The 14,394-nt window shown below is 69.2% G+C and carries 7 protein-coding genes and 1 pseudogene; 4 read left to right on the top strand and 4 right to left on the bottom strand.

Annotation, left to right across the window (positions count from 1 at the left end; all coding sequences use genetic code 11):
• From GTP90_RS32365 to GTP90_RS32350, 4 genes and pseudogenes are all read right to left on the bottom strand, one after another.
• Positions 1 to 2,096, bottom strand: a 2,096-nt coding sequence (locus GTP90_RS32365) for a transporter substrate-binding domain-containing protein (RefSeq protein WP_161087369.1), incomplete at its 3' end; no start/stop codon positions are given.
• A gap of 24 nt (positions 2,097 to 2,120) precedes the next feature.
• A complete protein-coding gene (locus GTP90_RS32360; RefSeq protein ID WP_161087368.1) occupies positions 2,121 to 4,658 on the bottom strand; it encodes an EAL domain-containing protein in 2,538 nt (845 codons plus the stop codon).
• Between the two features lie 100 nt (positions 4,659 to 4,758).
• Positions 4,759 to 5,421: a DUF6901 family protein gene (locus GTP90_RS32355; protein WP_161087367.1), complete on the bottom strand. Its 663-nt coding sequence runs from the start codon at positions 5,419 to 5,421 to the stop codon at positions 4,759 to 4,761.
• Positions 5,422 to 5,536: 115 nt separating this feature from the next.
• Positions 5,537 to 5,752: pseudogene (locus tag GTP90_RS32350) on the bottom strand (hypothetical protein); the annotation flags it as partial.
• 302 nt (positions 5,753 to 6,054) lie between these two features.
• Between GTP90_RS32350 and GTP90_RS32345 the strand changes: the two are divergent.
• The 4 genes from GTP90_RS32345 to GTP90_RS32330 all read left to right on the top strand — a co-directional run bounded on the left by GTP90_RS32345 (position 6,055) and on the right by GTP90_RS32330 (position 14,220).
• Positions 6,055 to 9,309: an EAL domain-containing protein gene (locus GTP90_RS32345; protein WP_254452147.1), complete on the top strand. Its 3,255-nt coding sequence runs from the start codon at positions 6,055 to 6,057 to the stop codon at positions 9,307 to 9,309.
• A 69-nt stretch (positions 9,310 to 9,378) separates the two neighbouring features.
• Positions 9,379 to 10,599, top strand: coding sequence for a hybrid sensor histidine kinase/response regulator (locus GTP90_RS32340; RefSeq protein WP_161087366.1), 1,221 nt, complete (start codon positions 9,379 to 9,381; stop codon positions 10,597 to 10,599).
• Between the two features lie 69 nt (positions 10,600 to 10,668).
• Positions 10,669 to 11,691 (top strand): ABC transporter substrate-binding protein, encoded by a 1,023-nt coding sequence (locus GTP90_RS32335; protein WP_161087365.1) that lies wholly within the window; start codon positions 10,669 to 10,671, stop codon positions 11,689 to 11,691.
• A 9-nt stretch (positions 11,692 to 11,700) separates the two neighbouring features.
• A complete protein-coding gene (locus GTP90_RS32330; RefSeq protein WP_161087364.1) occupies positions 11,701 to 14,220 on the top strand; it encodes an ATP-binding protein in 2,520 nt (839 codons plus the stop codon).
• Positions 14,221 to 14,394 lie beyond the last annotated feature (174 nt).

Below are 14,394 nucleotides of genomic sequence, written 5' to 3'. Positions count from 1 at the left end.
CGCGACGGCGCCGGCGGCATGGCCGCCGCGGCGCCGGCTTGCGGCGGGCCGACCCATTTCAGCAGCATGTCGAACAACAGCGCGGCGTCGATCGGCTTGCTGGCCACGTCGTTCATGCCGGCCGCGAGATACTGCTGGCGCTCCTCGCTGCGCGCGTTGGCGGTCAGGGCGATCACCGGCAGCGCGCGCAGCGCCGGATCGGCCCGGATGTGCCGGACCGCCTCCAGGCCGTCCATTTCCGGCATCTGGATGTCCATCAGGACGCAGTCGAATGGCTGCCGGCGCAACCGGTCCAGCGCCTCGCCGCCGTGCCCGGCGACCGTGACCTGCGCCCCGGCGTCGGCCAGCAGGTCGGAGGCGACTTGCTGGTTGAGCAGATTATCCTCGGTCAGCAGGATGCGCATGCCGCGCAGGCAGGCGACGTGGCGCGGCGCCTGCGCGCGCTCGTTGCCGAGCGGCGCGCGGCCGAAGGCGAAGCGGATCTCGCACCAGAAGGTGCTGCCCTGGCCGTGCTGGCTCCGCATGCCGACGGCGCCGCCCATCAGCGTCACCAGTTGCTTGCTGATGATCAGCCCCAGGCCGGTGCCGCCGTAGCGGCGCGTGGTGGTGGTGTCGGCTTGCTGGAACGGCTGGAACAATTTCTCCTGCTCGGCCTCGCTGATGCCCGGCCCCTGGTCGCGCACTTCGACCCGCACCAGGCTGTGGTTGCCGTCCGCGCCGGCCTCGGTGGCGGCGATCACGATCTCGCCGCGCGAGGAGAACTTCACCGCGTTGTTGGCGAAGTTCAGCAGCACCTGGGTCAGGCGCAGCGGATCGCCGCGCAGATAGCGCGGCAACTTCGGATCGATGTCCAGCCGCATCCGCAGGCTCTTCTCCAGCGCCTTGAACAGCACCTGGTCGTGGACGTTCTGCAGCACGCCCTGCAGGTCGAAGTCGACGGTCTCGACCTCCAGCTTGCCCGCCTCGATCTTGGAAAAGTCGAGGATGTCGTTGATCACGCCCAGCAGGTGCTTGCTGGCCACGCTGATCTTGTCCAGGTAGTCGCGCTGCTTCGGCTTGAGGTCGGTCTTGAGCGTCAGGTACAGCAGGCCGATGACGGCGTTCATCGGCGTGCGGATCTCGTGGCTCATATTGGCCAGGAAATTGCTCTTGGCCTCGCTCGACGACACCGCCAGGTCCTTGGCCGCCTCCAGCTCGCGCGTGCGCAGCGCCACCCGCTGCTCCAGCGTCTCATTGGCCAGGCGCAGCATGTTCTCGATCCGGCGCCGGTGCGCCAGGTAACCGATCAGGAGCAGCAGCACGACCAGGCCCGGAATCAGGTAGGGCAGCATGTCGCGCAGCGACACCTTGCGCTCCTCGTAGATGCCGAACCACTTGTCGTGGATCTGGTCGTACGTGCCGTTCAGCTTGACGATCGACATGCCCTCGTTGATGCTGGCGAGCAGATCGGCGTTGCCTTTCTGCACCGCGAAGGAAAACTTCTGGGCGAAGCCGACGCGGAGGTCGAGCGGCCTGACGTTGCGGATGCCGCTTGCCTGCAGCGTCTGCATGCCCACCAGTTTGCTGATCAGCACGGCATCGTGCTTGCCCGAGGAGAGCAGCTCGAAGCACTCCGTCGCGGTGGGCTGGACCACCAGCTGGCGCTGCCACCCCTGGGCCAGCGCATAGTCGTGCGCGAGGTCGGCCTTGAGCACGATGATGCGCTTGCCGGCCAGCTCGGCGACGCTGTTGATGGCGGCGCTGTCCTTGCGCACGAACACGGCGCCGTTGACGGTCACGTGCGGCACCGTGAAATCGGCGAACCGGCGCCGCGCGTCCGACTGCGCGAGGTTGATCAGGACGTCGATCTTGCCGTCCTTGAATTCCTGCAGGATCTGGTTGAAGGGCGCCACGCGCAGCGTGTAGGCCAGCCCGCGTTCCCTGGCCACCGCCCGCCACAGTTCCACCGTGAAGCCGCCCGCCGTGGCGCTGCTGGTGCCGGTGGAAAATGGCGGAAACTCCTCCTCGCTGCCCACCACCAGCGTGCGCTCCTGCGCCAGCGCGCCGCCCGCCGCCAGCAGCCAGGCCAGCAGCCACGTCCTCACCCATGCCGTCATGACGCCCTCCTGTTCGATCCGGCGCTAGGCCTGTTGCCCGGCCGCCGGCGCCGGTTGCTCGTCCGGGCTGCCGTGCAGGCGCCAATGGTAGTCGAACGCCGCCCGCACCTGCTCGCGCAGCTGCTCGTCGTCCCAGGGCTTGGTGAAGAAACGGTAGACGGCGCCGCGGTTGATGGCGTCGATGACCGACTCCAGCTCGGTATAACCGGACAGAATGATGCGGATCGTGTCGGGATGCAGCTCCTTGACCGTGGCCAGGAAGGTGGTGCCGGACATGATGGCCATGCGCTGGTCGCTGAGGATCACCTGCACCCGGTGCGTGGCCAGCAATTCGAACGCCTCCAGCGCGGAGGTGGTGTGCAGGATCCGGTAGTGCTCGTTGCGGAACACGCGCCTGAGCGCGTTCAGCATGTGCGGCTCGTCGTCCAGCAGCAGGATGGTGCGCTGCGGCGCGGCGCCCTGCGGCAGCAGCGCCTGCTCGCGCTGCGCCTGCAGCAGCGCCGTCAGCGCCGCGGCGGGCACCGGCTTGCTGAAGTAATAGCCCTGCACGTCGTCGCAGTGGATGGCGCCCAGGAAGCCGAGCTGGCCCGGCGTCTCCACCCCTTCGGCCACCGTTCTCATCTTCAGCGACTTGGCCATCAGCACGATGGCGCGGGTCAGCGAGGCGTCGCTGGGGTCGGTCGTGATGTTGTGCACGAAGCTGCGGTCGATCTTGATCACGTCGATCGGGAAACGCTTCAGGTAGGCCAGGCTGGAGTAGCCGGTGCCGAAGTCGTCGAGCGCCAGCGTGACGCCGACCGCCTTGATGGCGCGCAGCGCCGCCAGCATGCTGTCGCTGTCGCTCATCAGCATGCTCTCGGTCAGTTCCAGCTGCAGGTGGCGCGCCGCCAGGCCGGTCTCGGCCAGGATCTGCGTCACCAGCGCGGCCACGTCCTGCTGCTCGAACTGGTGGGCCGACAGGTTGACCGCGACGCTCAGGTCGTCGAAACCCAGCTCGTGCCAGCGCCGCGCCTGCAGGCAGGCGCTGCGCAGCACCCAGGCGCCGATCGGGCCGATCAGGCCGGTCTTCTCGGCCAGCGGGATGAACGTGTCGGGCTGGACAATGCCGCGTTCGGGATGGTTCCAGCGCACCAGGGCTTCCACGCCGCTGAGCCTGCCGCTGCTCAGGTTGACCTTGGGCTGGTAGTAAACTTCGAACTGCTGCCGCTCCAGCGCCACCCGCAAGGCATGCTCCATCTCGACGTACTCGGCGATGCGGCGGCCCATTTCCTGCGCATAGAATTTAAAGCAGTTGCGTCCGCTTGCCTTGGCCTCGTGCATGGCCACGTCGGCGTTCTTCAGCACGAGCTCGACGTTGTCGCCGTCGTCGGGGTACAGGCAGACGCCGATGCTGGCCGTCACACGCAGCAGGTGCGCGTCCACCAGGAAGGGGGCGGCGAACAGGTCCTGCACCCGCTGCACCGCCTGCAGCACATCGCGGTGGTCGCCCAGCTCCGGGATGATCAGCACGAATTCGTCGCTGGCGTAGCGGGCGAAGGTGTCCGATTCGCGTACCGCCGCCTTGGCGCGCACCGCCACCGCCCGCAGCAGGCCGTCGCCGACCGCGTGGCCGTAGCTGTCGTTGATCAGCTTGAAGCCGTCGAGGTTGATGCACAGCGCCAGCACGCGATGGCTGTGGCGGCGTGCCTGGAGCACCGCCTGGCGCATGCGGTCTTCCAGCAGGGTGCGGTTCGGCAGGTCGGTCAGCCCGTCGAAATTGGCCAGGTAGTGGATGCGTTCCTCGGCCAGCTTGCGCTGGGTGATGTCCTGCCAGGTGCCGCTCATCGCCAGCGCCTTGCCGTCGGGCCCGAACACCACGTCGGCCTTGCCGTGGACGACGCGCACCGTGCCGTCCGGGCGCAGCAGGCGATGCTCGAGGTCGTAGGCCGCCCCATGGTCGAGCGCGTCGCGCATGGCTTGCTCCACGCGCGGCCGGTCCGCCGGATGCAGCGGCGCCAGGAAGTCCCGGCAGCTGCCGCTGAAGGCGGCGGGCGGCAGGTCGCACAGGCGGTACATCTCGGCCGACCAGGTCACCAGGTCCGGGCCGATGTGCCATTCCCAGCTGCCGACCGACGAGATCCTCTGGGCGTTGGCCATCTGCACGTCGCTCTTCAACACCGCGCGGAACGATGCGGCCGCCTTCAGCAGGAAGCGCACCCGGTATTGCAGCAATTGCCAGTTGATCGGCTTGCCGACGAAGTCGGTGGCGCCGGCCTCGTAGGCCTGCGTGACCGAGTCGGCGTCCTCCAGCACGGTCAGCATGACGATCGGGCAGAATTCCATGTGGGGCAGCCGGCGCGCCTGGCGGCAGGCGTCGAAGCCATTGGTGCCGGGCATGACCACGTCCAGCAGGACGATGTCGGGCGCACGGTCGGCGATCGCGGCCAGCGCGGCGTCGGCGTCGGCCGCCTCGATGACCTGCAGGCCGATCTCTTCCATGGCGTCGCGGGCCAGCAGGCGGATAAAGGGATCGTCGTCGACGACCAGGACGACGGCCCCGTGTTCCACGTGTTCTTCCTTCATCCCGTTCTCCGTCCGTCAGCATGGGCCGGTCCGCCGGCCTTCATCGAGTCTTATGGTATTGCCACTGTGAAAACACTCGCATTGTCACCCGCCGCGCCCGTCAGGGCGGGAAGGCGGCCCTGATATCGTCCAGCTTGTCGTCGATGGAATAGGGCAGGGCCTTGGCCAGCAGGTCGAGGATGATCAGGCCGTTGATGGCGCCGTCCTCGTCCACCGCCTGCCGCAGCCGGCCGGCCATGGCGACGTTGACGCTTTGCAGCGCCTGGTAGCGCGCCTTCAGGCCGTGCAGCTCCCAGTCCGGCACGCCGCCTTGCCGCGCGAGGAAGTACTGCGCCAGCAGATAGGTCGAGGCCGCGCGATAAATGGTCTCCTCCTCGGTCGCGAAGGGCAGGTGGAAATGCGCCATGGGCCGCAGGAAGGCCGTGTGCGGGCAGGCGCTGCTGGCCGCCAGCAGCCCCATCAACGCGCCCACGCCGCGCTGCACCGTGGTGTGCTTGCTGACGCTGCGCTCGGCCGTGTCGACCCTGGTCTCGACCTGGTCGTAGGAGCGCAGCTTGCCCATGATGGCGACCAGCGGCACGAAGCGCACCGCCATCGGGCAATGGGGCGAACTGGCGGGCTGCAGCGGGCAGTTGGCGCATTGCTGGCAGCCCAACGCGGTCCAGGCCGGCAGTTCGGCCGGCGCCGGCGATGCGTCGGCGTCGGCCGCGCAGCTGGCGCTCTGGCCGTCGGCGAAGCGGAAGTGATAGACCACGTTTTGCATGGACTTTCCTTGGTTGGCGAGCGCGCCGCGCCGGAGGGCGCCGCCGTTTCAGTTTATCCTCAATGCAACATGATGACAATCACGGCGGTGCCGCTCACTCTTTTTGGATGTGCTCGGCGAGCAGGGCCGGGCTGGCCGACAGCACCCGCATCACCAGGTCGGGGTTCTCCAGCGGCGGGAAGCGCACCCGCAGGGCCAGGTCGTGGCCCTCGCCAAGCACGTCGATGCGGCGGCTGGGCTTGGACTTCGGCATGTTCGGCGCGCGCCCGGCCTGGGTCAAGCCGCCGTGCTCGACCACCTTCACGAAGTAGAAAATATGGTTTAAATCCATGGTTGTTTCAATAAAGGAACACTGACGGCGTTTTATGTGTCACTTTCGCCAACATTCCGCCGGGACTGTCATGCGCGCCCCCGACACTCTTAGATTCAAGGAACCGAGGCCTGCCTGACCTTCCCGGCGCTGGACGTGGAAAGCCTGTTGCGGCAGCGGCCGCAATTCACCGTGCCCGCCTGAGCGGCGCGCTGTGCGTTGTTTGCTTCTGTTAAGATGGAAGCACGATGTACCAGACGCGCCCCGGCGCCATTGTGCCCATGCAAATCGATCCAAGGCCACCCTCGTTAGCGGATCAGTCGATGCCCCTGGCGGTCGACGAGCGGCCGGGCGTGCGTGGGGGATCGGGCGATCCGCACACGCTGTTCGACCACTGTCCGTACTTTGTCTTCACGGCCGGGATGGACGGCCGGGTGCAGTCCCTGAACCTGTACGGCCGCCAGCGGCTGGGGGCGTACCGGCTGGGCGAGCCGGTGGCCAGCCTGTACACGGACTGGGCGGCCCAGGTGCTGCAGGACGCGGCGCTGGTGGCCGCGCGCCAGACCGGCTGCTGGCACGGCGAGCTTGAATTGCTGGGCGCCGACGGCACCTTCCATCCGGTCACGCAGTCGATCGAGTTGCAACCTGCAATCGACCAGCGGCCGGCGCGCTACCTGTGCCTGGCCTACGACCTGGACGACTACGACGTCTACGAATCGCTGCTGCGCTTCAAGCGCCTGTTCGAGCACCACCCGCAGCCGATGTGGATCTACGACCTGCAGACGCTGCGCTTCCTGATGGTCAACGCGGCCGCCGTGGCGCACTACGGCTACAGCGAGGCCGAGTTCCTGCAGATGACGATCAGGGACATCCGCCCGTCCGAGCAGCTGGCCGCGCTGGAGCGCAACCTGGCCGCCGCGCCCGCCCGCGGCCCCGAGCGCGCCGGCGTCTGGACCCACGTCAAGCGCGACGGCACGCGCATCGACGTGCAGATCTCGTCGCACTCGCTGACCGTGGCCGGCCACTCCGCGCGCTTCGTGGTGTCGCACGACGTCACCGAGCAGCTGCGCATGGAGGCCGAGCTGTACGCCTCGCGCGAGCTCAAGCAGCTGGTGATCGACCATATTCCCCATCAAATCTTCTGGAAGGACCTGGACGGCAGGTATTGCGGCTGCAACACCGTGTTTGCGGCCGCGGCCGGCCTGGCCACGGTGGACGAGGTGGCCGGCAAGACCGACGACGACTTCCCCTGGTCGCACAACGCGGCGCGCATCCGCGCCGACGACCGCGACATCGTCGCCACCGGCCGGGCCCGCCTGGACGCGGAGGAGCAGATGCCGCGCGAGGACGGCCGCGTGCACTGGTACCTGATCAACAAGCTGCCGTTCTACGACCAGCGCGGCAGCATCATCGGCGTGGTTGGGACGATCGAGGACATCACCGCCCGCAAGGAGGCCGAGCAGGCGCTGCGCCTGCGCGGGCGCGCGCTGGAGGCCAGCGACAACGCGGTGGTGATCACCGCGCACGGTCCCGGCGGCGACCTGATCGAGTACACCAACCCGGCCTTCACCCGCCTGTTCGGCTACACCGAGGCCGAGGCGGCCGGGCGCCAGCTCGACATGCTGCTGGAGCAGCACGACGGCGACCGCGCCGCGCTGCACGCGGCGCTCAGCGGCGTGCACGAGCTGACCATCACGCTGCGCATCGCCCACCGCGACCAGTACCTGATGTGGGCCCGCCTGCACGTGGCGCCGGTGCCGGCCGCCGGCGGCCTGCCCAGCCACCACGTGTGCGTGCTGACCGACATGACCGAGTCGATCACCTACCAGCAGCAGCTGGAGCACCAGGCCAACCACGACCCGCTGACCGGCCTGCCGAACCGGGCGCTGTTCGGCGACCGCATGGCCCAGGCCATCGGCTACGCCGAGCGCTACGGCCATCCGCTGTGGGTGGTGTTCTTCGATCTGGACAACTTCAAGCTGGTCAACGACAGCCTGGGCCACCTGGCCGGCGACGAGCTGCTGTGCGCGGTGGGCGCGCGGCTGCGCGCCTGCGTGGGCGACAGCGACACCGTGGCCCGGCTCGGCGGCGACGAATTCCTGCTGCTGCTGTCGGACACCCCCGAGTCGCCGGCCGCGGCCGTGCTGCAGCGGGTGCAGGACAGCGTGGCCGCGCCGCTGACCGTGGCCGGCCAGGCGCTGACCATCACCTGCAGCATGGGCGTGAGCGTGTTCCCCACCGACGGCGGCGAGCCGCAGCAGCTGCTCAAGCACGCCGACATCGCCATGTACCGCGCCAAGGAAAGCGGGCGCAACCAGCTGCAGTTCTACGAGGCGGCCATGCACAGCCGCATCGCCGAGCGCACCATGATCGAGGCCGAGCTGCGCCACGCGCTGGCGCGCGACCAGCTGTGCCTGCACTACCAGCCCAAGGTCGACCTGCGCACCGGCGCCGTGGTCGGCATGGAGGCGCTGCTGCGCTGGCAGCATCCGACGCTGGGCATGGTGTCGCCGGCGCGCTTCATCGGCGTGGCCGAGGAGACCGGGCTCATCGTCGAGATCGGCCGCTGGGTCACGCGCACCGCCTGCTTCCAGAACATGGCGTGGCAGCAGGCCGGGCTGACGCCGCTGCGGGTGGCGGTCAACGTCTCGGCGCGCCAGTTCCGCGATCCCGGCCTGCGCCGCGAGGTGCAGGCCGCGCTGTCCGACAGCGGTCTCGACCCGCGCTACCTGGAGCTCGAGCTCACCGAGAGCCTGGTGATGCACAACGTCGACGGCGCGGTGGCGGTGGTCAAGGAGCTCAAGCGGATGGGCATCGCGCTGTCGATCGACGACTTCGGCACCGGCTATTCCAGCCTGGCCTACCTCAAGCTGTTCCCGGTCGACTATTTAAAAATCGACCAGTCCTTCGTGCGCGAGATGCTGAGCGAGCCCAAGGTGGCGGCCATCGTGCGCTCGGTGATCGCGCTGGGCCAGAGCCTGGGCTTCAAGGTCATCGCCGAGGGCGTGGAGACCGAGGCCCAGCTGGCCTACCTGCGGCGCCACCAGTGCGACGACATGCAGGGCTACCTGTTCAGTAAGCCGCTGCCGGCGGACGGCTTCGGCGAACTGCTGCGCTTGGAGCGCGGGCTGGCGCCGGCGCCCGGCGAGACGCCCGGCGAGCAGACGCTGCTGCTGCTGGACGACGAGCCAAGCATCCGCAACGCGCTGACCCGCCTGCTGCGCCCGGACGGCTACCGCATCCTGCGCGCCAACACCGCCGAGGAGGGCTTCGACCTGCTGGCCAGCCACGCGGTGCAGGTGGTGGTCAGCGACCAGCGCATGCCCGGCATGAACGGCACCGAGTTCCTCAGCCGCGTCAAGGACATGTACCCCGAGACCATCCGCATCATCCTGTCCGGCTACACCGAGCTGGAGGCCGTGCTGAGCGCCATCAACCGCGGCGAGATCTACCGCTTCTACACCAAGCCGTGGGACGACCTGGTGCTGCGGGAGAATATTCGGGATGCCTTCCGGTATCAGAAAATGATGTTCGGCAAAACCGCGCAGCGTGCGCCGGAAGGTGCGCCGAACGGATAGTATTGGTGAGTTTTCCGTCCGGTAAACTAGGCATAATTACTGGAGCCAACAATGGTATCAGGAGGCGGTATGTCCGAGCTTGTCCCGCGTTCGCGGATCGTGGTCGTGGACGATCAGGCTGCCCATCTGAAAGCCTTGTGCGACATCCTGGGCCAGCACAACTTGGACGCGGTCGGCTTTCCCACCGGCGAGACGGCGCTGGCCCACCTGCGCGGCCACGCCTGCGACCTGCTGCTGACCGACATGAACATGCCCGGCATGGACGGGCTGGCGCTGATCGAGGCCGCCAAGGCGATCGACCCGGCCATCGCCTGCATCATCATGACCGGCGCCGGCACGGTCGACACCGCCGTCAAGGCGATGAAGATCGGCGCCTTCGACTACATCATCAAGCCGTTCAAGGCCGCCACCTTGCTGCCGGTGCTGACGCGGGCGCTGGAGTCGCGCCGGCTGCGCCTGCACAACCTGCAGCTGGAGGCGGCGCTGCGCGAGCGGGTCGACGAGCTGGGCCGCCTGAACCTGGTGCTGGACGCGGCGCGCCGCGAGGCCGAGCGCACCAACGAGGAAAAGTCGGCCTTCCTGTCGAACATGAGCCACGAGCTGCGCACGCCGCTCAACAGCATCCTCGGCTTCGCCCAGATCCTGGCCAGCGACCGCTTCCCCAAGGGCGAGGGCGAGCGCCAGCGCTTCTCGCAGAACATCGTCTCGTCCGGCAAGCACCTGCTGTTGCTGGTCAACGAGATCCTCGACCTGTCCAAGATCGAGGCCGGCAAGGTGTCGCTGGTGCTGGGGCCGGTGATGCTGGACGAGGTGCTGCGCGAGGTGGTGGCCATCGTCGCGCCGCTGGCCGAGCGGCGCCTGGTGGCGCTGATGACGCCGGCCGATTGCCGGCTCGAGCTGTGGGCCGACCGCATGCGGCTCAAGCAGATCCTGGTCAACCTGTTTTCCAACGCGATCAAGTACAACCATGTGCACGGCAGCGTCACGGTGCACTGCGCCGTCGAGCCCGGCTACGGCAGCGTCGCCGTCAGCGACAGCGGCGTCGGCCTGGACGCGGCGCAGCTGGAGACCATCTTCCTGCCGTTCGGGCGCGCCGGGCGCGACGAGGAGGGCGAGGAGGGCACCGGCCTGGGCCTGACCATCACCAAGCGCCTGGTCGAGGCCATGCGCGGGCGCATCAGCGTCGAGAGCCGGCCGGGCGAGGGCAGCACCTTCCGCGTCGAGCTGCCGCTGTACAGCGCCCCCGCGGCGCCGTCCGGCGCGCGCGGCGCCACCCAGCACGTCGGCTGAACCCATGCCGGGAGACCATCTGCATCCTCACCTGAACCTCAAGCTGATCCGCGTGATCCGGGAGCATCCATGAAGCGCACCACCCTGCGGGCCATGTGGCCGGCCGCCGCCGCGCTGGCGCTGGCCGCGATTGGCGCGGCGCTATGGCTGGCGCTGCGCGCGCCGCCGGCGCCGGCCGCCGCGCCCGAGGCCATCGTCATCGCCACTAACACCGAGTACGTGGGCGCCTGTCCGGTGATGGCGGCCCAGGCCAAAGGCTATTTCGCCGGCCAGCATCTGGCGGTGCGGCTGCAGCCCTACACCAGCGGCCGCGAGGCGCTGCTGGCGGTGACCTCGCACCGGGCCGACATGGCCACCGTGGCCGACATCCCCATCATGTTCTTCGCCATGGAGGGCACGCCGATCCAGGTGGTCAGCACCATCTTCCGCACCGGGCGCGACCACGGCCTGGTGGCGCGGCGCGACCGCGGCATCACCTCGCCGGCCGACCTCAAGGGCAAGCGCATCGGCGTCACGCTCAGCACCTCGGGCCATTTCACGCTGGAGGTGTTCCTCAACCGCCAGCGCCTCGACACCCGCGACGTGCAGCTGGTGAACTATCCGCCCGACGCGCTGCAGCAGGCCATCACCGACGGCAAGGTGGACGCGGTCAGCGGCTGGGACCCGTTCCTGGGCGCGGCCGCCGAGAGCCTGGGCGGCAACGGCGTCCGCTTCGGCGGCGCCGACATCTACGAGAGCATCTACAACATGGTGGCGCTGGCGCCGTACCTCCACCAGCGTCCCGGCACCATGGTGCGGCTGCTGCGGGCGCTGGAGCAGGGCGAGCGCTTCTGCCGCGACCAGCCCGGCGCCTCGGTGGCCTTCTTCCCCCGGCTGTCGGCTGGCCAGGCCACGGCCATGCTGTCGGCGTGGCCGGCCCACCACTTCGGGCTGGAGCTGGACCAGAGCCTGCTGCTGGTGCTGGAGGACCAGTCGCGCTGGGCGATCAAGGCCGGGCTGACCGGCGCGCGCGAGGTGCCCAACTTCCTCGACTACATCTACCTCGACGCGCTCAAGACCGTGAGCCCGTCCGAGGTGACCATCATCTACTAGGGACGCCGCGTGAAGATATCCACCCGCCTCAAGCTGGCCCAGGTCATCTGCATCGTGCTGCTGGCGATCATGGCGGTGGTGTTCGCGCGCACCGCGGGCGCCATGCGGCACGAGATCGCCAAGGCCGAGATCACCTTCGAGGTGCTGCGCGGCGCCGCCTCGCTGCGCTACCTGTCGCTCGAATATGTGCAGCACCACCTGGCGCGCACCCGCGCGCAATGGTTGCAGCGCCACCAGTCGCTGCACCAAGTGATCGCGGCCGACAGCGGCTTCGACGGCGAGGACGAGCTGGCGCTGCTGCGCGACATCCGCGAACGCCACCAGTCGCTGGGCAGCCTGTTTGGCGAGCTGCAGGCGGTGCAGAGCGAGTTCGTGCGCACGCCCGAGCGCGCCGTGATCCTGCGCGAGCTGGAGGCGCGCCTGTCGGGCCTGATGATGAACCGGGCCCAGGCGATGATGTCGGACGCCGAGGACCTGGCGCGCCAGAGCCGCGCCAACATGCTCGAGGCGCAGTCGGACCTGGTGCGGGCCGGCGCCGTGCTGGCCGGGCTGGTGCTGCTGGTGGTGCTGGGCGCGATGGGCCTGACCATCCGCAGCGTCAGCAAGCCGCTGATGCGGCTGCACCGGGCCACCGAGGTGGTCGGCTCGGGCCGGCTGGACGTGACGCTGGACGTGCGCTCGGACGACGAGATCGGCAGCCTGGCGCGCGCCTTCGACGGCATGGTCGAGCGGCTGCGCCAGACCACCGTCTCGCGCGACGAGCTGATCCGCGCGAACGCCACGCTGCAGCGCGAGATCTCCGAGCGGATGGCGGCCGAGAGCCGGGTGGTGGCCCAGCTGGCGCGCATGAGCCTGCTCCACCAGATCACCCGCTCGATCGGCGAGCGGCAGGACCTGCCCAGCATCTTCCAGGTGGTGGTGCGCTGCCTGGAGGACCAGCTGCCGATCGACTTCGGCGCCATCTGCCTGTACCAGGACGGCGAGCTGGAAGTGAGCTGCGTCGGCCTGCGCAGCCAGGCGCTGTCGGCGCGCATGGGCATGGACGAGGCGGCCAAGATCGCCATCGACGAGAACGGGCTGTCGCGCTGCGTGCGCGGGCAGCTGGTGTACGAGCCGGACATCCGCCAGGTCGACTTCCCGTTCCCGCGCCGGCTGGCCGGGGCCGGCATGGGGTCGATCGTGCTGGCGCCGCTGCTGGCCGAGAGCACGGTGTTCGGCGTGCTGGTGGTGGCGCGCGCCGAGCCGGGCGCGTTCTCCAGCACCGACTGCGAGTTCCTGCGCCAGCTCAGCGAGCACGTGGCGCTGGCCGCCAACCAGGCCAGGCTGTACGGCGAGCTGCAGCGCGCCTACGACGACCTGCACCAGAGCCAGGTGCAGGTGACCAAGCAGGAGCGGCTGCGCGCGCTGGGGCAGATGGCCAGCGGCATCGCGCACGACATCAACAACGCCATCTCGCCGATCGGCCTGTACGCGGAATCGCTGCTGGAGACCGAGCACGGCCTGAGCGAGAACGGCCGCGCCTGCCTGCAGGTGATCGAGCGCGCGATCGACGACGTCGCCTCGACCGTGGCGCGCATGCGCGAGTTCTACCGCCAGCGCGAGCCGCAGCTCACGCACAGCACGGTCAACGTCAACCTGATGATCCAGCACGTGGTGGACCTGACGCGCGCGCGCTGGTCGGACATGCCGCAGCAGCGCGGCATCGTGATCGAGATGCGGCAGGAGCTGGGCGACGAGCTGCCGGCCATCCTCGGGGTCGAGGGCGAGATCCGCGAGGCTTTAACTAACCTGATCTTCAACGCGGTGGACGCCATGCCGGACGGCGGCGCGGTCACGCTGCGCACCGGTTACCTGGCGCAGCTGGACGACGGCAGCGGCCCGTATGTGCTGGTGGAGGTGGCCGACACCGGCACCGGCATGGACGAGGCGACCCAGCGCCGCTGCCTGGAGCCGTTCTTCACCACCAAGGGCGAGCGCGGCACCGGCCTGGGGCTGGCCACGGTGTACGGCATGACCGAGCGGCACGGCGCGCGCATCGCCATCGCCTCGCGGCTGAACCAGGGCACTGCGGTCAGGATGTACTTCCCGGTGGCGCCCGCGCTGCCGGCCGGCGCGGTGCCGGCGCCGGTGCTGGCGCCCGGCCCCGGGCTGCGGATCCTGGTGGTGGACGACGACCCCAACGTGCTCGGTTCGCTGGAGACCATCCTCGGCCTGGACGGCCACGAGGTCACCCGGGCCGACGGCGGCCAGGCCGGCATCGACGCCTTCTGCGCGGCCGAGCAGGCGGGGCAGGGGTTTGCGGTGGTGATCACCGACCTGGGCATGCCGTATGTGGACGGCCGCAAGGTGGCCGAGACGGTCAAGCGGGTGGCGCCGGCCACGCCGGTGATCCTGCTGACCGGCTGGGGCCAGCGCCTGATCCCCGACAGCGGCGAGGCGCCGGTGCATGTGGACCAGGTGCTGAGCAAGCCACCCAAGCTGCGCGAGCTGCGGGTGGCGCTGGCCAAGTGCGTGGAGTTGCTGGGCTGAGGCGGCCGGCGCCACCGGCTGTCATTCCCGCTTGCGCGGGAACGACGGGGGCGGCCCCTTAGTCGGCCGGCTCGAAGGCGGCCGGGTCGAGCTGGTCCAGCGTGACCAGCTGCTCGCGCCCGCTTGGCGCCGGCTGCGACGTCAGCCGCGCGCGCAGGCGGGCCAGGTAGTCGG

It is taken from the genome of Duganella vulcania (assembly GCF_009857655.1).
GTDB lineage: Bacteria > Pseudomonadota > Gammaproteobacteria > Burkholderiales > Burkholderiaceae_D > Rugamonas > Rugamonas vulcania.
Note: the sequence above shows the minus strand (reverse complement) of the source record. Positions and strands in the feature narration are given on the sequence as shown.